This is a genomic window from Amycolatopsis sp. NBC_01307, from assembly GCF_035975215.1.
Lineage (GTDB): Bacteria > Actinomycetota > Actinomycetes > Mycobacteriales > Pseudonocardiaceae > Amycolatopsis.
Genome location: NZ_CP108403.1, coordinates 6,801,891 through 6,820,345 on the forward strand (window position 1 = coordinate 6,801,891; position 18,455 = coordinate 6,820,345).

The 18,455-nt window shown below is 71.0% G+C and carries 18 protein-coding genes; 8 read left to right on the forward strand and 10 right to left on the reverse strand.

Going from position 1 to position 18,455, the window contains the following annotated elements; translation table 11 throughout:
- Positions 1-5 precede the first annotated feature (5 nt).
- From OG439_RS29245 to OG439_RS29260, 4 genes are read left to right on the forward strand one after another with little or no spacing between them, the layout of a single operon-like run.
- On the forward strand, positions 6-1,196 hold the full coding sequence (locus tag OG439_RS29245) for a pyridoxal phosphate-dependent aminotransferase (protein WP_326944009.1): 1,191 nt from the start codon (positions 6-8) through the stop codon (positions 1,194-1,196).
- 11 nt (positions 1,197-1,207) lie between these two features.
- Positions 1,208-2,146 carry a phosphotransferase enzyme family protein gene (locus OG439_RS29250; RefSeq protein ID WP_326944010.1) on the forward strand — a complete coding sequence of 313 codons (939 nt, stop codon included), beginning with the start codon at positions 1,208-1,210 and terminating at the stop codon, positions 2,144-2,146.
- 28 nt (positions 2,147-2,174) lie between these two features.
- Positions 2,175-2,864 (forward strand): TetR/AcrR family transcriptional regulator, encoded by a 690-nt coding sequence (locus OG439_RS29255; protein WP_247056836.1) that lies wholly within the window; start codon positions 2,175-2,177, stop codon positions 2,862-2,864.
- Positions 2,865-2,889: 25 nt separating this feature from the next.
- Positions 2,890-3,738 (forward strand): LLM class F420-dependent oxidoreductase, encoded by an 849-nt coding sequence (locus tag OG439_RS29260; RefSeq protein ID WP_326944011.1) that lies wholly within the window; start codon positions 2,890-2,892, stop codon positions 3,736-3,738.
- Here the strand turns inward: OG439_RS29260 and OG439_RS29265 are convergent, their stop codons facing one another.
- Together OG439_RS29265 and OG439_RS29270 are read right to left on the reverse strand one after the other, a co-directional pair.
- Positions 3,739-4,467 (reverse strand): nitroreductase/quinone reductase family protein, encoded by a 729-nt coding sequence (locus OG439_RS29265; RefSeq protein ID WP_326944012.1) that lies wholly within the window; start codon positions 4,465-4,467, stop codon positions 3,739-3,741.
- A gap of 176 nt (positions 4,468-4,643) precedes the next feature.
- Positions 4,644-5,507, reverse strand: coding sequence for a hypothetical protein (locus OG439_RS29270; protein WP_326944013.1), 864 nt, complete (start codon positions 5,505-5,507; stop codon positions 4,644-4,646).
- Positions 5,508-5,588: 81 nt separating this feature from the next.
- Between OG439_RS29270 and OG439_RS29275 the strand changes: the two genes are divergently transcribed.
- The gene (locus tag OG439_RS29275; protein ID WP_326944014.1) at positions 5,589-7,112 is read left to right on the forward strand and encodes an AMP-binding protein; all 1,524 of its coding nucleotides are present in this window, start codon (positions 5,589-5,591) and stop codon (positions 7,110-7,112) included.
- Positions 7,109-7,438, forward strand: a complete 330-nt coding sequence (locus OG439_RS29280; protein WP_326944015.1) for a hypothetical protein — start codon at positions 7,109-7,111, stop codon at positions 7,436-7,438. Before OG439_RS29275 ends, OG439_RS29280 begins: the two co-directional genes overlap by 4 nt.
- Here OG439_RS29280 and OG439_RS29285 read toward each other — a convergent pair.
- The 6 genes from OG439_RS29285 to OG439_RS29310 form a co-directional block, all read right to left on the reverse strand.
- A complete protein-coding gene (locus OG439_RS29285) occupies positions 7,435-8,559 on the reverse strand; it encodes an epoxide hydrolase family protein (protein ID WP_326944016.1) in 1,125 nt (374 codons plus the stop codon). The genes OG439_RS29280 and OG439_RS29285 overlap by 4 nt on opposite strands.
- Complete coding sequence (locus OG439_RS29290) at positions 8,556-9,101, reverse strand: dihydrofolate reductase family protein (RefSeq protein ID WP_326944017.1); 546 nt, start codon at positions 9,099-9,101, stop codon at positions 8,556-8,558. Before OG439_RS29290 ends, OG439_RS29285 begins: the two co-directional genes overlap by 4 nt.
- A 66-nt stretch (positions 9,102-9,167) precedes the next feature.
- Positions 9,168-10,220 (reverse strand): LLM class flavin-dependent oxidoreductase, encoded by a 1,053-nt coding sequence (locus OG439_RS29295; RefSeq protein ID WP_326944018.1) that lies wholly within the window; start codon positions 10,218-10,220, stop codon positions 9,168-9,170.
- Entirely contained in the window at positions 10,217-10,714 is a 498-nt protein-coding gene (locus OG439_RS29300) for an SRPBCC family protein (protein WP_326944019.1), read from the reverse strand. Before OG439_RS29300 ends, OG439_RS29295 begins: the two co-directional genes overlap by 4 nt.
- A gap of 68 nt (positions 10,715-10,782) precedes the next feature.
- Entirely contained in the window at positions 10,783-11,286 is a 504-nt protein-coding gene (locus OG439_RS29305; protein WP_326944020.1) for a winged helix-turn-helix transcriptional regulator, read from the reverse strand.
- A gap of 171 nt (positions 11,287-11,457) precedes the next feature.
- A complete protein-coding gene (locus OG439_RS29310) occupies positions 11,458-11,838 on the reverse strand; it encodes a cupin domain-containing protein (protein ID WP_326944021.1) in 381 nt (126 codons plus the stop codon).
- Positions 11,839-11,889: 51 nt separating this feature from the next.
- Here OG439_RS29310 and OG439_RS29315 point away from each other — a divergent pair, with 51 nt between their 5' ends.
- The gene (locus OG439_RS29315) at positions 11,890-12,867 is read left to right on the forward strand and encodes a helix-turn-helix domain-containing protein (RefSeq protein ID WP_326944022.1); all 978 of its coding nucleotides are present in this window, start codon (positions 11,890-11,892) and stop codon (positions 12,865-12,867) included.
- A gap of 4 nt (positions 12,868-12,871) precedes the next feature.
- Here OG439_RS29315 and OG439_RS29320 read toward each other — a convergent pair whose 3' ends face one another.
- Positions 12,872-13,468 (reverse strand): TetR/AcrR family transcriptional regulator, encoded by a 597-nt coding sequence (locus OG439_RS29320; RefSeq protein ID WP_326944023.1) that lies wholly within the window; start codon positions 13,466-13,468, stop codon positions 12,872-12,874.
- A gap of 103 nt (positions 13,469-13,571) precedes the next feature.
- On the opposite strand from OG439_RS29320, the gene OG439_RS29325 reads away from it, so the two are divergent.
- Positions 13,572-14,006, forward strand: a complete 435-nt coding sequence (locus tag OG439_RS29325; protein WP_326944024.1) for a GNAT family N-acetyltransferase — start codon at positions 13,572-13,574, stop codon at positions 14,004-14,006.
- Between the two features lie 992 nt (positions 14,007-14,998).
- Here the strand turns inward: OG439_RS29325 and OG439_RS29330 are convergent.
- Positions 14,999-18,133 carry a TIM-barrel domain-containing protein gene (locus OG439_RS29330; protein WP_326944025.1) on the reverse strand — a complete coding sequence of 1,045 codons (3,135 nt, stop codon included), beginning with the start codon at positions 18,131-18,133 and terminating at the stop codon, positions 14,999-15,001.
- Positions 18,134-18,455 lie beyond the last annotated feature (322 nt).

The following is an 18,455-nucleotide window of genomic DNA, read 5'->3' on the forward strand; positions in this document are numbered from 1 at the left end:
ACCACGTGCGGCACGGCATGACCACGAACGGCCTTTTCCAGCAGAGTCAGGCCCACAGCCCGTCGTTCTTCTCCGTCATGCGGGCGATGGGCCAGCACGGCGACGACCTCGCGGACTTCTGCATCCCCTGCAACCCGTACTTCCCGACCGACGGGATGTTCGGCGAGCTGGAACGGAACCTCCGCACGATCCTCAAGTTCTACCCGAGCGACGCGGGCGCGATCACCGCGCAGCTGGCGCACGTGCTCCGCCTCAACCCCTCGACGATCTCGCTGGCCAACGGCTCGACCGAGCTGATCACCTGGATCGACCACCTGCTGGTGGACGCCAGCATCGCGGTGCCGATCCCCACGTTCGGCCGCTGGACCGACCAGCCGCTGGAAACCGGCAAGCGCGTCGACATGTTCCTGCTGAAGGAAGCGAACAACTTCGAGCTGCGCGTCGACGAGTACATCGAGTTCATCAAGCGCCGCGGCTCGCGGGTCGCGGTGCTGTGCAACCCGAACAACCCCGACGGCGGCTACCTGTCACGCCGTGAGGTCATCCGGTTCATGGACGCCCTGGAAGACCTCGACCTCGTGGTGATCGACGAGTCGTTCATCGACTTCGTCGAGGCCGAGATGAACCCGTCGGTGGCCGCCGAAGCCGTCGTGCGGCCGAACGTCATCGTGCTGAAGAGCCTCGGGAAGAACTTCGGGCTGCACGGGATCCGCTTCGGCTACCAGGTGTCGAACCCGGCGCTGACGCGCAAGCTGTCGGCCGCGCTGCCGAAGTGGAACCTGAACTCGCTGGCCGAGACCGTCATCTTCATGCTCGCCGAGCACCGCGCGGAGTACGAGGACAGCCTCAAGCGGCTCGCGCTCGACCGGTTCATGATGAACTCGCAGCTGAGCCAGTTCCCGGAGCTGACGGTGTACCCGTCGCAGGCGAACTTCCTGCTCGTCAAGCTGCCCGGCTCGGTCGACGGCGCCGAGCTGTGCGACTACCTGCTCACCGAGCATCACCTGCTGGTGCGCCAGTGCGGCAACAAGATCGGCATGACCAGCCAGTTCATGCGCTTCGGGGTGCGGCCGGACACCGAGGTCGAGCGGCTGGTCGAGGGACTGCGCGGGGTCGAGCGGCTCGGCGGCGGCCGCCACACGCCGCCGATCGAGCTCGTCTCGCACTCCCGCGAGCCGGAACGGTCGATCAGCTGACCACGTGGTCGATGGCCGACTTCCAAGCGAACCTCCGGCCGTTCGCCGAACTCGACCGCGCGGGCCGCACGCGCAGGCTGCGCCGGCTCGCCGAAGCGGCGTTGACCGACTACGACGTCCCGGTGGCGCGGCTGACGCCGTTGGCGCGCGGGCGCAACACGACGTTCCGGGTCGACGGCGCGGACGGCCGCCGCTACGTGCTGCGCGTGGAGCGGCCGGACGGCCCGAGCGTCGCGCAGGTGCGAGCCGAGGTGGCCTGGCTCGCGGCGCTGTGCCGGGAAACGGACCTGGTGGTGCCGCGGCCGGTGCCGACGCGGCACCGGGAGCCGGCCACCGTCGTCGCCGACCCGGCCGTGCCCGAGCCGCGCACCTGCGTGCTGCGCCACTGGGTCGAGGGCCGGTTCCTCGACGAGCGGCTCAACGCGTCGCAGCTCTACCGGCTGGGCGAGGTCACCGCGCGGCTGCAGCGCCACGGCGCCCGGATGAACGGCCTCGACCGCGGCCGCGTCGACGACCTCAGCGCGTTCGGCCGGGCGCAGGTGGACGGCTTCTCGGCGACCGTCGTCGGGCGGGCGGTCGCGCTGGCCGGCGAGGACATCCGCGCCGCGCTGGAGCGGGTGCGGGCGGTGCGGGCCGCGCTCGGGTTCGGCGCCGACGTGTTCGGCCTGGTCCACGGCGGCCTGCACCAGGAGAACTACCTGGTCCACCGCGGCCGGGTCGCGGTGGTCGGCTTCGACGACTGCGGGTACGGGCACTACGCCTACGACCTGGCCGTGACGGTCGAGGCGTTCGCGCACCTGCCGCACCGCGCGGAGCTGCGGGAGGCGCTGCTGGACGGGTACCGGTCGGTGCGCCCGGCCACGTTCGCGACCGACCCGGCCGTGCTCGACGCGTTCATCGGCCTGCGCCGGGTCCAGCTGCGGCTGCGCGCGCTCGACGGGACGGCCTGACGTTACAGCTCGCCGCTACACTTGCTACATGGCCGGACGATCGAGCAACGCCACCAGTACCCGCGACCGCCTCCTGCTGGCCGCCGGGCAGCTCCTGCACGAGGCGGACGGCGGCGCGGTGTCGACGCGCGCGATCTGCGAACGCGCCGGCGTCCAGGCCCCGACGCTGTACCACCACTTCGGCAGCAAGCAGGGCCTGCTCGACGCCGTCGTGAACTACGGCTTCACCCAGTACGTCCAGGCGCCCGAGACCGGCGGCGACCCGGTGGCGCGGATCCGCGAGGGCTGGGACAGGCACGTCGCGTACGGCCTGGAGAACCCCGCGTTCTACGTGCTGCTCTACGGCCAGATCGAGCCCGGCGTGCCGTGCAACCTCACCAGCAGCGCCGAGGCGATGCTGCTCGAGCTGTTCACCCCGCTCGCCCGCGCCGGGCGGCTGCGCGTCGAGGCGACCGAGGCCGCGCGGCAGTTCGCGGCGGCGAACAGCGGAGTCACGCTCAGCCTGATCGCCCAGCCCGAAGGTGCCCGCGACCTGGCGATGTCCACGCAGGTCCGGGACGCCGTGCTGGCCGGGCTGCTGACCGACGGCCCGGCCGCGGGGTCGTCGACGAGCGCGCTCGCGGTCGCTTTGTCGACCGCGCTCGCGGACGACGTCGACGAGCTGACGACCACCGAGCGGCAGCTGCTGCGGGAGTGGCTGCACCGCCTCGCGAGCTGACGCTACATTTGCTACATTGAGCCGTATGGCGAATGTAGTGAACGAGTTCGGCGTGTTCCTGGCCCCGCACCGCGACGACGAGACGCGCAAGGCGCACGCCGTCGCGGCCGACAAGCTGGGCTACGGCACGGTCTGGTTCGGCACCGGCAGCGCGTCGGTCGGCGACCTCGCGTTCGTCGAGGACGTCCTGGCCGCGACCGAGCGGATCACCGTGGCGACGGCGATCGTGAACATGTGGGCCGACGAGCCGGAGGTCCTGGCCGAGTCGTACCACCGGCTGGCGGGCCGGTACGGAAAGCGCTTGCTCCTGGGCATCGGCGTCGGCCACCCCGAGTCGATCGCCGCTTATCAGAGCCCGTACGACAAGATCGTCGGCTACCTCGACCGGCTGGACGCGGCCGGTGTGCCCGTCGAGGCCAGGATCCTGGCGGCACTCGGCGACCGCGTGCTGAAGCTGGCCGCCGAGCGCACCGCCGGCGCGGTCCCCTACCTCGTGCCGGTCGCGCACACGCGGCACGCGCGTTCGGTGCTGGGCCCGGGCAAACTCCTGACGCCGGAACAGAAGGTGGTCGTCGACGACGACCCGGTGGCGGCGCGCGCGATCGGCCGGCCGTTCGTCCGCGAGCCGTACCTCGGGCTGCGCAACTACGTGAACAACCTGCGGCGCCACGGGTACACCGAGGCGGACGTCGCCGGCGGCGGCAGTGACCGCCTGATCGACGACCTCGTGCTGCACGGCACGCCCGAGAGCATCGCGAAGCGCCTGCGGTCCCATGTGGACGCCGGAGCCGACCACGTGGCCGTCCAGGTGCTCGGCCCCACGCCGGACGTGGAGGCCGAGCACCACCGGATCCTCGCCGGCCTACTGCTCTGATCAGCCGGGCGCCGGGGCCAGCGCGTTCAACGCCGTGACGATCACGCTTTCCTCGTAGGTGAAGTGACTGTCCAAAAGAGACGCCAGCCGGTCGAACTCCGCGTGCAGCCGGGCCGGGTCGGACTCCTCGTCGACGAGCCGCTGGATCTGTTCCTGCAGCTGCGCGACGACGACGTGTTCCTCGCCGAGCTTCGTCAACGCGGGGGCGAGCGCGGGGAACTGCGCGGCCAGCATCGGGAAGATCGCCGTGTCCTCACCCGTGTGGTGGCGGGTGAGGGCCGAGCAGAAACCGAGGCAGCGCTTGCCGAAGCTCAGCGGCTCGCCGGAATCCAGCTGGGCACGCAGGTCCCGCAGCTCGGTGCGCAGCCAGTCGTGCACCTCGACGATCCAGTCGCCCATGCGCCGGACGCGGTCGAGGCGGTGCAGCACGAGCACCGGCAGCACCCGGGTGGTGCGGGCCTGGTAGTCCCCGAAGCCCGGCTGCTGCTCGACGACCTTGGCGAACAGGGCGTCACGATCGGGGGCGATGGCGGCCATCGCCTCGAACGTCTCGGTGTCGGTTTCCACGGTCACCAAAGGGTTCTTGCGGATGTTGTGGTACCAGGCGGGGTGTTTCGGCAACCCCATCGCCGAGGCGACGACGACCAGCCGGCCGTCGATGTGCAGGGCTCCCAAGGTGACGCGGTGTTTCCGGCCGGTGCGGGCACCGGTCGTGGTGAGCTGGATCAAACTCGCGTGGTCCTTCCGATGTGGAGTGATCGGAGGCGTGAGAGGGCACGACGGAGGCACACTTGTCCACAGCAGGGAAAAGACGAGAGACACCGACGTGTCGATCTCAGGGGGCTGAGTAGCCACTACCTCCGTGCGTAGGCCCATCCGGGGCGCACTTCCACGGTAGCACGGAATCAGCGCGCGTCGTCAGCGGCTTCCTTCGCCGCGATGGAAGCTTCGTCGGCCTGGTCGAAGGCTTCCTTGGCCGTCTCGAACTCGGCCGTCGCGCGCTCGGCGCGTTCCTCGGCTTCCGCCAGGCGGGCCCGCAGGTCTTCGACGCGGGCCGTGGCCTGCTCGGCCGCCCGCTCGGTGCGGACGAGGTCGCGCTCGGCCACCGCGCGTTCCTTCGCCAGCTCGGCGGCTTCCTTGCGCAGGCGCTCGCGTTCGGCGCGGACGCGCTCCCGCTCGGCCCGCTCCTCGTCCTCGCGCTTGGAGTCCTTTTCGGCCCGCTCGGCCTTTTCGGTCCGCTTGGCTTTCGCGGGTTCGGCCTTTTCCACCAGCTTCGCCGGGCGCTTGCCGGTCGACGGCGGGGCGGTCGCGGCGAGCGTGAACCACTGGTCGGTGTCCTGGTGCGCCACCGACGTCAGGCACCCGGCCAGGGCGAGCGCGGCGGTGTCCGGGTCGGCCGCGACGGCTTCGAGCGTCGCCTCGACCTCCCGCGCCACGGTGTCGCTCATCTTGGCCAGGCCGTGCAGGATCCGCCGCACCAGCTCGCCGCGGCGGCGGGCCAGCGCGCGCAGGTCGTCGCCGGCCAGGCGGGTGTGCGCGTCCCGCAGCTCGTCGCCGAGCTCGGCCAGCTCACGCAGCTCGTCCGGGTCGTCGCGGGCCAGCCGGTTGACGATCGCCGCGGCCGTGGTCGGCTTCCGCAGCTCCTTGATCTTCGCCGCCAGGTCGGTGTCGCCCTCGGCCTTCGCCGTCTTCGCCGCCGCGTTGCGCGCGCTGACGAACTCCGCGAGGTCACCCCCGTAGAGCTCGCCGGCCACCGTCTTCAGGTCCATCCCGCCCAGCCAACCACATCGGACTGGTGCGAGCACCCGCGAACAGTCATCATCGGGTCAGGGGTGACGAAGGGAAGGCGCGTGTTCTTCGATCTGGGTGTCCGGGACTTCCTCGACCGCGCGGAGGCGGTGTACCCGGACCGCGTCGCGGTGGTCGACGAGCCGGACCAGCCCGCGCCGAGCTGGGGTTCGCTCACCTACCGCGAGGTCGCGCGGCGGGCCCGCGCGCAGGCCGCCCACCTCGACGCGCTGGGCGTGCCGGTCGGCGGGCGCGTCGCGGTGGTGTCGCACAACTCCGCCCGTCTGCTCGTGTCGTTCTTCGGCGTCTCGGCCTGGGGCCGGGTGCTGGTGCCGGTGAACTTCCGGCTCGCGCCGGCCGAGGTGAAGTACATCGTGGAGCACTCCGGCGCGGAGGTGCTGATCGTCGACCCCGAGCTGGAACACCTGCTCGGCACCGTCACCGCGAAGCACGTCTTCGTGCTGGGCCGCGACGACGACGCGATCTGGGGCGGCGACGGCGAACCGCGGCCGTGGGCGGGTGACGAGTCGGCCACCGCGACGATCAACTACACCTCCGGCACGACGGCGCGGCCGAAGGGCGTGCAGCTGACCCAGCGCAACATCTGGCTCAACGCGGCCGTCTTCGGGCTGCACACGACGTTGAACGACAACGACGTCCTGCTGCACACGCTGCCGATGTTCCACTGCAACGGCTGGGGCATGCCGTACGCGGTGACCGGGCTCGGCGGGCGGCACATCGTGCTGCGCAAGGTCGACGGCACCGAGATCCTGCGGCGCGTCGAGGAGCACGGCGTCACGATCCTGTGCGCGGCGCCCGCGGTGGTCAGCGCGGCCCTCGACGGCGCCGCGAGCTGGGACGGCGAGATCCCGGGCCGCGACCGCGTCCGGATCGTCGTGGCCGGCGCGCCGCCGCCGACCCGGACGATCGAGCGGGTGCGGGCCGAGCTGGGCTGGGAGTTCATCCAGATCTACGGCCTCACCGAGACGGCGCCGCTGCTGACGGTGAACCGGATGCGCAGCGAGTGGGCCGGCCTCGACCCGCACGAGCAGGCCCGGCTGCTGGGCCGCGCCGGCACGCCCGCGCTGGGCGTCCGGATCGCCGTCGACACCGACGGTGAGGTGCTCGCGCAGTCGAACCACAACCTCGACGGCTACTGGGAGAACCCCGACGAGACCGCGCGGGTGCAGGAGGGCAACTGGTTCCACACCGGTGACGGCGGTTCGTTCGAAGACGGCTACCTCACCATCGCGGACCGCAAGAAGGACGTGATCATCTCGGGCGGCGAGAACGTGTCGTCGATCGAGGTGGAGGACGCGCTCAGCTCGCACCCGGCCGTCCGCGAGGCGGCGGTGATCGGCATCCCGGACGAGAAGTGGGGCGAGCTGGTGACGGCGTTGGTGGTGACGGGTTCGGACGTGTCCGCCGAGGAGCTGATCAAGCACTGCCGCGAGTACCTGGCGGGGTACAAGTGCCCGAAGCGGGTGGAGTTCCTGGACGAGCTGCCGCGGACGGCGACCGGGAAGATCCAGAAGTTCAAGCTGCGGGAGCCGTTCTGGCAGGGCCAGGCCCGAGGGGTGAATTGAGGTTCTTCTTCGACGCGGGCTCGGGCGCGGTGCTCTGGGCCGGCGTCGGCCCGGCGGACGTGGACCGGCTGCCGATCAGCGCCGGGTTGCGCGCGGAGCTGGACAGCCTCGTGAAGCAGTACGACGAGTCGCTGAACTGGGACTACCCGCCGGACCCCAGCCCGTGGCGGGAGGCGCGGTGCCGGCGCTTCAACGCCGACGTCCGGGCGGCGCTGACCCGGCTGCGCCGTGAACTCGGGGAGGCCGTCGAGGACGGGTTCACCGAGTTGCACGAGGATCCGGACCTGGACCGCTACCTGGCCGACCCGAAGGGCTTCAAGCGCTAGCGGACCAGGCGGAAGAAGGTCCGCACCTCGGTGACGAACAGCTCCGGCTGCTCGAACGCCGCGAAGTGCCCGCCACGGTCCAGCTCGTTCCAGTGCCGGATGTCCGTGTACCTCCGCGCCGCCCACCGGCGCGACGGGCGCGGCATCTCCGCGGGGAAGATCGAACAGCCCGTCGGGACGTCGACCGTGTCGTCCGTGGCCTCGCTGAACCACTTCTGGACCTTGGCGATGCTCTCCCAGTACAGCCGCGCCGACGACGTCGCCGTGCCCGTCAGCCAGTACAGCGTGATGGTGTCCAGCAGCTCGTCGCGGGTGAAGGGGAAGCCGTCGGACCAGGCGTGGAACTTCTCCAGCAGCCAGCCGCACAGGCCGGCCGGGGAGTCGGCCAGGCCGTAGCCCAGCGTCTGCGGGTGGGTCGACTGCTGGACCGAGTAGCCGTCCTCCCAGCGCTGTGCGTGCTCCAACGCCGCCAGCGCGGCTCGCTCGGCCGCAGTCAGGTCGTCGAACGTCGCCGGGTCGGGGGCGGCGATCGGCGGGTTCAGGTGGATGCCCGCCAGGTGGGCCGCGTCCCGCTGGGCCAGCGACGTCGTGATCGACGTCCCCCAGTCGCCGCCCTGGGCGCCGTAGCGGGAGTAACCCAGGCGGGCCATCAGCTCCGCCCATGCCGCCGCGATCCGCTCGATGCCCCAGCCCGGCGACGACGGCTTGTCGCTGAAGCCGTAACCCGGCAGCGACGGGCAGACGACGTGGAACGCGTCCGCCGGGTCCGGCGGGTCGGTCAGCGGGCCGATCACCTTGGTGAACTCGACGATCGAGCCGGGCCAGCCGTGCGTCAGCACCAGCGGCAGCGCGTCCGGGTGCGGCGAACGCACGTGCAGGAAGTGCAGGCCCAGGCCGTCGATTTCGGTGCGGTACTGCGGAAATCCGTTGAGCCGGGCCTCCGCGCGGCGCCAGTCGTAGCCGGCCGCCCAGTACTCGCAGAATTCCCGCAGCACGGCCAGCGGCGTGCCCTGGCTCCAGTCGCCGACCGGCTCCGGCTCGGGCCAGCGGGTCCGGCGCAGGCGCGCGCGCAGGTCGTCGAGGTCGGCTTCGGGGACGTCGATCCGGAACGGCGTGATCACGCCGGGACGTAGGTCAGCTGCACGACGCCGTTGCCGAAGGTGGCCGACTTCTTCAGCACCAGCGGGAAACCCGGCCCCTCCTCGGGGAACAGCCGCTTCCCACGGCCCACGACGATCGGGTACAGCAGCAGGTTCAGCTCGTCGACCAGGCCTTCGGCCAGCAGCCAGCGCACGGCCGTGGTGCTGCCGCTGGTCATGATGTCGCCGCCCTCGCCGGCCTTCAACGCCCGGACGGCTTCGACGGGATCCCCGGTCAGCAGCGTCGAGTTGTTCCAGCTGACCTCGGACAACGTCGACGACAGCACGTACTTGCGGGCGCTGTTCATGAACTCGGCGCCCGCGTCGTCCTCGACCGTCCGCCCGGGCCACGCCTCGGCGAAGCCCTCGTAGGTGACGCGGCCGAGCAGCATCGCGTCGGCCGCCGCCATCCCGCCGCCGACGGCGCGGCCGATCTCGTCGTTCCAGTAGCGCAGCGACCACTTGTCGGGTGCCTCGACCACACCGTCCAGCGAGAGGAACAGGTTCGACACGATCTTGCGCATGGCCACCCCTTCGGTCGAGTTCTCACTATGGCCGAAAGGCCGCCGTCCCGCAGCGGTTTGCCCGGACTATCCGATCCGTCCATTCGCGACAGGCTTCAGCAGGTCCAGCGCGCGGCCGAGGGTGTCCAGCCGCGCTTCGAGCGTCTCGCCGGCCGGGTAGAGCCGGACTGTGTCGATGCCGGTGTCACGCCAGACGCGCAGGCGTTCGCGGACCATCTCTTCGGTGCCGATCAGCGTGGTGCCGAGCACCATCTCGTCGGTGACGAGCGTGGTGGCGCCGTCCCGGTCCCCGGCCTGCCAGCGCTCGCGGACCTCGGCGGCGACGTCGGCCCAGCCCTGGCGGCTGTAGGCGTTGTTGTAGAAGTTCGTGGTGGCCGAGCCCATCCCGCCGAGGCTGAACGCGAGTTCCTTCTTGCGCCCGCCGACCATCGTGCGCAGCTCGTCCTCGTTCGCCGCGAAGGCGACTTCGGCGCCCTGGCAGACGTCGATGTCCGCGCGCGTGCGGCCCGACTTCGCGAGGCCGGCGTCGAGGTGGGTGAAGTACGCGCCGGCGCCTTCGGGGACGAAGCTGGTGCCGAGCCAGCCGTCGGCGACCTCGCCGGTCAGCTCGAGGAGCTTCGGCGAGAGCGTGGCCAGGTAGATCGGGATGTCCGGGTTCGGCTCGGTCGACAGCCGCATCGGGCGCGTCTCGCCGGGCAGCGGGATCTCGAAAGCCTTGCCGGAGAAGGAGATCTTCTCCCCCGCGAAGGCCTGGCGGATGATTTCGACGGTTTCGCGCATCCGCGTCAGCGGCTTGGCGAACGGCACGCCGTGCAGGCCCTCGATCACCTGCGGCCCGGACGGGCCGAGGCCGAGCGCGAACCGGCCGCCGGACAGGTCGGCGAGCGTCAGCGCGGCCTGCGCGATCGCGACCGGCGTGCGCGTGCCGAGCTGGACGATGCCGGAGCCGAGCCGGATCCGGTCGGTGCGCGCGGCGAGGTAGCCGAGCGCGGACGGCGCGTCCGAGCCCCAGGCCTCGGCGACCCAGCAGACGTCGAGGCCGAGCTTTTCCGCCTCCAGCACGAAGTCCAGCGTCGAGCGGGTGTCGCGGGAGAACTCGACCGTCGTCGCGGTCTTCACGAGCCTTCGACCCGGTCCTTGATCGCGGCGAGGTTGCCGGTCATCGCGGTTTCGAACTCGCGGAGCCGTACGAAGACGATCTTCTGTTCCTTCTCGGGCATCCGGTCGATCGCGAACGACAGCCCGGACCGGCCCGGGCCCATCTGCATCCACTGCGAGAGCCGGGTGCCGCCGTTGTCGGGTTCGAGGGTGAACTTCCAGACCGAGCTCGGCTCGGCCGGATCCTGCACCGCCCAGGCGAACACGCGCGGCGCTTCGCACTCGACGACGTACGACGTCGTCTCCCATTCGCCGAACGCGTCGTGCTTGCTCCGGCCGACGAACTTGCGGCGGGTCTCGCCGTCGCACCACTCGACGGACTGCAGTTCCGAACTCAGGGAGGGCATCAGCCCGATGTCCGAGACCACCGGCCAGACGGCCTCGGGGGCGGCGTCGATCCAGGTCGAGACCTCGGCCGTCGGCTTGTCCGCGTACCGCGCGCCTGTCCACTCCATCGTGGTCGCCACTCCTCTCGGTGAGCTTCTGACCACGATAGTTGCGTAGGTAGACCCGGCTGTCAATCTCACTCCTGCCGGGCGAAGCGCTCCTCGACGTCCGCGCGCTGCGCCAGCCGGGCCGGGAAGCCGGGGCCGCGGCGCATCCGCGTGTCGTCCGGCGTCATCGGCGCGGCGCACTCGGCGCAGACGATCTCGGCGTGCGTGTCGTGCCCGCAGGCCAGGTGGTGCACGGTGATCGGCGGGCCGCCATCGCCGGCGAGCCACTTGTCGCCCCAGCGCGTCATCGCGAGCAGCACCGGGTAGAAGTCGCGGCCCTTCTCGGTGAGCACGTAGTCGTAGCGCACCGGCTCGGTCTGGTAGGCGACCTTCTCCAGCAACCCCTCGTCGACCAACCGCTTGAGCCGGTCGGCGAGGGTGTTGCGGGCGATGCCGAGGGCCTGCTGGAACTCGTCGAAGCGGCGGACGCCGTAGAAGGCGTCACGCAGCACCAGCGGCGTCCACCAGTCCCCCAGCAGATCCATGGTGCGCGCGATCGAGCACGGCCACTGCGCGAACGAGGTCCGTTTCATGCGGCCGAGGGTACGCCGTTTTCCGGAGAGACTCAGCAGGTCAGCCGCATGACCACCCGCCGCACGGTCGGGCGGCTCACCTCCGTGAACCCCGCGGTCGCCGAAGATCGCCTGCAGGTCCGCCCAGGACCTCTGGTCTGCGGGTACCAAGGTCAGCGCCGTGCCCCGAAGCTAGACCAGGTGGCCGGTCGTGACGTCGACGTGGTCCGGGACGTCGTCGTGCTGGTCGCCGACCGAGAGGGTGCCCGCCGGCTCGACCAGGAGCACGCTCGCGCCCGCCTTCGACGACGGCTTGTGGAACGTGCCCTTCGGCACGACGAAGACCTGGCCGCTCTTGAGCGTCACCACCCGTTCCGACGGGTCGCGCAGGCCGATCTCGATCTCGCCGTCCAGCACCAGGAAGAACTCGTCGGTGTCCTCGTGGACGTGCCAGACGTGCTCGCCGGCGAACCGCGCGAGGCGGATGTCGTAGTCGTTGACGCGGGTGACGATCCGCGGGCTCCAGGCGGCGTCGAAGCTCGCCAGGACTTCGGTCAGGTCGATCGGGTTCATGCGTCGATCCTGCGCCTGGCGGGCGAGCGGCACGAGTGCTAGGAATCGCACATGCCGCAAGAATTCTCTCACCGGGTCGTCGCGATCGTGACGGCGGAGTCGAACCCGTTCGAGATGGGCGTCGCGACCGAGCTGTTCGGGCTGCGGCGGCCCGAGCTGAACCGGCCCTGGTACGACTTCACGCTCTGCGCCGCGACCCCGGACGTGCGGATGAACCTGGGCATGTTCACGCTCTCCGGCGTCGCCGGGCTCGAGGCCGCCGACACGGCGGACACGCTCATCGCGCCGGCCCGCCCGGACACCGGCGTGCCGACCGACCCGGCGATCATCGCGGCGATCCGCCGGGCCGCGGACCGGGGCGCCCGGCTGGTCAGCTTCTGCACCGGCGCGTTCGCGCTCGCCGAGGCGGGCGTGCTGGACGGCCGGCGCGCGACCACGCACTGGCGGTGGGCCGCGGAGTTCGCCGAGCGCTTCCCGGCGGTGCGCTGGGAGCCGGACGTCCTGTTCGTCGACGAGGGCGACGTCCTCACGGCGGCGGGCAGCGCGGCCTCGCTCGACCTCGGCCTCCACCTCATCCACCGCGACCACGGCGCGGAGGTCGTCAACGCGGTCAGCCGCCGCCTGGTGTTCACCGGCCACCGCGACGGCGGGCAGCGGCAGTTCATCGCCCGGCCGGTGCCGGCGGTGCCGGACACCTCGCTGGCACCGCTGCTGGCCTGGGCCCTCGAACGGCTGGACACCCCGCTGACGGTGGCCGACCTGGCCGCACGGGCGGCGACCAGCCCGGCGACGCTGCACCGGAGGTTCCGCGCGGAACTGGGAACGACGCCGCTGGCGTGGCTGACGACCGAGCGGGTGACGCTGGCCTGCCGCCTGATCGAACGCGGCGAACTACGGCTGGACCGGGTAGCCGAGGCAAGCGGTTTCGGCACGGCGGCGAACCTGCGGCTGCAGCTGAGACGCCACACGGGTCTCAGCCCGAGCGCTTACCGCCGCCGCTTCGGCCCGGCCCTCGTGAGTGGTAATTAGGGTTCTAACCCGAATTACCACTCACGACGTCTTGGAGCGCCTTGGCCAGGGCTTCCTCCTGCAACTGCGCCGGGTAGGCGTGGGGGTCGGCTGCCGCGAGGACGTTGAGGCCTTCCACCAGTGCCACCAAGCTCTTTGTGGTCAGCTCCAGGCGGTTGTCCGTCCATTCCGGACGGCAGGCGGCGATCAGGCGGCGGACGCGGGCCAGGAACGAGTGGTTCGCCGCTCGGTGGCGCTGCGCCAGGTCGTCGTCGGCGAGGGCTGCCGCCAGGAAGCCCACCCAGACGCTCGACTCCTCGTGGTGGCCGTGCGGTAGGTCGATCGCGCAGCCCAGGACCGCACGCAGTGCGGCCGGGGCGTCGATGGCCGCCGCTTCGGCCGCGTCCGCGCGGATCGCCGTGCGCTCGTACAGCAGGTCGCGTGCGTGCAGCAGCAGGGCCTTCTTCGTCGGGAACGTGTGCAGCACCAAGCCCGTCGTGCAGCCGGCGCGCTCGGCGACCGCGCGCAGCGTCAGGCCCGGCAGGCCCGCCTCGGCGAGCACTTGCCACACCGCGTTCGACAGCAGCTCGCGCTGCGCCTCCACGTCACGCTGTCTCGGCACCCGGAACCTCCTTCCCTGGTAGCGTAACAGGTGCTACGGTAACGCTCGTTACGAAACGGAGGGGTGCCCGATGACCAATCTCGGCACGAGCGAAATAAAGCCTGTGAGCTGGGATGATCCCGACGCCGTCCGGCTGCGCGAGGCCCAGCGCGTCGAACTCGACGCCCGCTACGGCACCGACGACCACGAGCCCGGCGCGCTCCCGACCGCCGAGACCATGGCGGTGTTCCTCATCGCGCGCGACCGCGACGGCACGGCCGTCGGCTGCGGCGGGCTCCGGCCACTCGGACCGGACTCCGCCGAGATCAAGCGGATGTACGTCGACCCGGCCGCGCGCGGCACCGGCGTCGCGACCGCCCTGCTGCGCGCCCTCGAAGACCACGCGCGGGAACTCGGGATTCCGCGGCTGCTGCTGGAAACCGGGACCGGGCAGCCGGACGCGATGCGGTTCTACCAGCGCGAAGGCTACGAGCCGATCGAGGCCTACGGGCCGTACCGCGGCGTATCGATTTCGCGCTGCTTCGCCCGGGATCTCTGAGCGCCATCGGTTTTCCAATGGCCAGGCCAAGGCAAGCTATTGGTTCGCGAGGACACCACGGGCCTACCGTCGAAGGCACGGCGGCCCAGGGTCGGGCCGCCGCTCCCGACTCAGACGGAGTTTCCCTTGCGCATCAAGCACATCGGCGTCGCGCTGGCCGCGATCGCCATGGTCGCCTTGCCCGCCACCCCGGCCGGCGCGGCACCGAGGATCGTGCCACTCGCTCCCGGGCAGCAACCCGAGAACATCGCCCTGGAGCCCGACGGCTCCGCGGACCTGACCTTCGCCTACACCGGCGAGATCAGCCGGGTCTCCCCCAGCGGCCGGGTCACCATCATCGCCCGGATCCCGGTGCCGGAAGACGGCGACGTCCCGGTCGTCCACAAGAGACTGTTCCTCGGCGGCATCGTCCGCGCGCCCGGTGGTGACCTGTACGTCGCCGTCTCCACCGGCACGGCGGCCACCGGCCTCTACCGGGTCAGGGCCGGGGTGCCACCGGTGCAGGTGGCGAAACTGCCGCCGTCCGGCTTCCAGAACGGCGTCGCGCGCGACCCGGCGACCGGAGACCTCTACGTCGCCGACTCGTTCGGCTCGACGGTCTGGCGGGTTTCGCGGGGACGCGTCACCGCCTGGGCCACCGGCGAGCTGCTCGCCCCGGTGAGCGGCTTCGGCGCCAACGGCGTCAAGGTCCAGGACGGCGCGCTCTGGGTGTCCAACCTGGACCGCGGCACGCTGGTCCGCTTCCCGTTGCACGGCGGCCCCGGCCGGGTTGTCACATCGGGTCTCGGCCCGGTCGACGACTTCGCCTTCCACGGCGACACCGTCGTCGCCGCGATCAACCAGGACAACCGCGTGGTCACCGTCGGCCGCGACGGCGTCAAGACCATTCTGTCCGCTGAGGACGGACTGGCCAACCCGACGGCGGTCGCCGTCCGTGACGACACGCTGTTCGTCACGGACGGCGCCTACTTCGGTGGTTCGCCGAACCTGCTTCAGGCGACGCTCGCGGCGAACACGTGCAACGCCGAGTTCGCCGGCAGCGTCACCGCCACGACCTCCTTGCCCGCGGTGAGCGGGACGGAGTTCGCGAACACCCGGTACGGCGTGGTCGGGTAGGCCGCGCCGGTCCCGGTGTTCTTGCCCAGGACGGTCGCGACGGTCGTCGCGCCGTACTGGGCGGGGTCGGCGCAGCACCAGTTCGGGAACCCGAGGTCGGCCTGGCTGGTGCTGCCGTCGGCGTACTGGACGACGACCGTGCCCTTGGCGGTCCCGGTGCCCGTGCCGGCCAGCACCAGCTTCGCCCCGGTTCCGCGCACCGCGACGGTCTGACCGGCCGCGACGACGTTGTCCGGCTTCGCCCCCAGAGCGTCCGGCCAGGTCAGCGTCGCCCCGAGAGCCGAGAATGCGGCTCCCGGCTCGAGCCCGGCCTCGGCGAGGCCTTCGGCCCGGAAGCTGCTGCCCCCGCCGTCGAGATCACCGGCCGTCACGTGGCCCGCGTCGGTGACGCCGACGTTCGACGCGGCCGCCGCCAGGGACGCGTACGGCACCGTCACCGTCGACGAGTCCACGGCCTGGTGCGTGTCCAGCCGCGCGCGGTAGGTCGTGGCCGCGGTGACCTGGTAGTCCGCCGGCTTCAGCCCGGCGTCGGGAGTCAGTGTCACCGGCACCTTCACCGTCTGACCAGGCCGGACGAGCTTCGGCAACGCCGGGACGTCGGCGCGGAACCCGGTGCCCCGCACCGACAGCGCGACGTCCCGGACGGGCAGCGGTGTGCCGTTGGTGAAGCTCACCGTCGCCGCCGTGGGCTGCCCCGGCGCGGCCAGCGACGGCGTGGTCAGCGTCGTCGTGCCGTTGTCGTCCTCGGGGAAGAACCCGCCGACCGCACTGGCCCCGAAGAGCCGCACGTCCTGGCGGGCACCGGCGCCGATCTGCCCGGTCTTCACGCGCACGACGCCGTGGGCGGCCGGGTCGTACCACCAGCCCGAAGCCGCCTTGTCCAGCTCGGCCTTGCTGCCGTACTGCCGCAGGATCCCGGTGCCCGCCTGGACGAGCGCCGGCTTCGTTCCCGTGTGGACGGACAGCTGGTAGTTCCGCGTGGCCGGCTTGCCCGAGTAGGTGCCGGTACTCGCGCCGATCCCGACGGTCACCGTGCCGGGGCCGGACTTGGGCGCGTCCACGGTGAACGTCTGCTTCGCCTGCTCCCCGCGCTGGTACCCACGGGTGACGCCGTCGTCCTCGGAGAGGGTGAAGCTGCCCTTGCTCTGCGGGTAGACGTCCAGGTCGAGTTCACCCTTGTCCCGCGTCTGCCACGACTTCGTGCCGTCGGCCCACATCGGCACCACGGCGCCGGCCCGGACGAACAGCGGGAGCGTGTCGAGCGGCGCGTCGTAACCGTCGATCGTCGTCGGGCCGGTGTAGATCTTGCCGCTCCAGTAGTCGACCCAGGTGCCCTTGGGCAGGTAGATGCCGTTGCGGACGTTCGCCTTCTCGTACACCGGCGCGACCAGGAAGTCGGTGCCGGACAGGAACTCGTACTTCGCCTTGTCGGTCCACACGTTCGGGTCGTCCGGGTACTCCAGGGCCAGCGGCCGGACCTGGCCGACGCCGGTCTGGTGCGCCTGCGCGGAGTAGCTGTAGGTGTAGGGCAGCAGGCGTTCCTTGAGCATGAGGTACTTGCGGTTGATCGAGGTGTACGGCTCACCCTGCTGCCACGGCTGCTTGTCCGCCGACGCCCAGCCGTCCATCGTCATCGCCGCCGGCAGGAACGCCTTCCACTGCAGGTCGCGGACGTAGGTCTGCGGGCTGCCGCCGAAGATGCCGTCGATGTCGCCGGTGTTGTACGCGATGCCGGACGTCGTCGCGCCCGCGTACGTCGGGATCTGCCACTTGATGTAGTCGTAGGAGCCGGACTGGTCGCCGCTCCACAGCACACCGCAGCGCTGGGCGCCGGCCCAGCTCACCGGCTGCCAGACGAACCCGCGGGCGTCACTGTTGTCCTCGATGCCCTTGTAGGCGGTGTCGCACGCGTCGAGCGCGAACTGGTAACCCGGGCCGACCCAGGCGACGTCCAGCTTGCGCACCCGCACCCCGGCCTTGACCTCTTCGGCCTGGTTGGGGACGCCGTTCTCGGTCCACAGCCCGAGCTGCATGGTGTCTTTCCGCAGGCCCTCGCCGGTCTGCGGCAGGTTCTCGTAGCCGCAGCCGTAGCCGTCGTTGACCAGCATCCAGCCGTTCGGCATGTCGTGCGCGGCGTAGCCGTCGGCCACCTTCACCGCGTCGAGCGTGTGCCGCTCGCCGCGGTTGGCGTTGTGCAGGTAGCAGTCCGAATCGCCGGTTTCCAGGCCGTAGATCGGCGGCAGAAAGGGCTTCCCGACCAGCTCGGTGTACCCGCTGATGACGTCTTTGAGGTTGCCGCCGACGACGTAGGTCGCGTCGAAGCGGCGCTCGTCGTGGGTGGTCTCGACCGGGTCGGTGAACGAGTAGCTGCCCGGCGCGAAGGTGTTCCGCAGGACGCCGTAGCCCGCGGTCGAGGCGTAGAACGGCTGCGAGTTGGGCGCGCCGCCGTCGTTCCAGTTGTCGTCGGCGAAGATCTTGATCGTCTGGTCGCGGTGGCTGTAGCGGCCGTTCTGCTCACCGCCGCCGACGAACTGCTCCGACGCGGTCCGGGTCAGGCTCTGCGTGGTCGTCGAGCCGGTCCAGGACAGCGGCGCGGACTCCGCCCAGAGCTGCTTGCGGTCCGCGCCGTCGTAGAGGGCGAACTTCAGCGGGTGCTTGTACGCCCGCAATGTCGCTTTCGGGGTGGAGATGGCCCAGTACGCGCCCTTGTCGACGCGCTTCGGCGTGGCCGGGGGCGTGGTCTTCGGGAGGACGATCTTGCCGCCGGCGGGGTCGGTGAAGGACCCATCGGGGGCGAGCCAGACCCGGACGGCGCCGTCGGCCGGGAAGCTCACGCGCACCGCCGCGCTCCCCGACGTCAACGTCACCGTGGCGCCGTCGGCGGCGATCCCGGTCAGGTCGCCGAGCTGCCCGGAGGGCGCCGCGGACGGGTCGGCGTAGGCCGTGGCGGGCGAGAGCCCGAGGACGGCGGCCGTCGCCAGACACCAGAGCGTTTGCGCAACTCTGCTCATTACTGACACCTTTCGCGCATCAATACGCATGTTGGAGTCTGTATAGCGCACGTTTCGCGCAGTGTCACCCACTGAACCGGTTCCGTCGCCCCGACTCCCGACTTCCGTCGCCCTTCCGCTGTACAGTTACTCCGGGTACTTGAACGGCGTCTTAGAGGTCACTCCATCTGCAAATTGCAGATCGCATCTCTCTGTCCATTCAGGACGATGACGCGCGCCGTTTCCCGTTGTCACACTTCAGGTTCCGATGCGTGGTTTCCGGCGTGCAACAGCACGTGCATCCGCACGGCGCTCGCGCGCGCAAGTTGTCAGCAAGTGATGA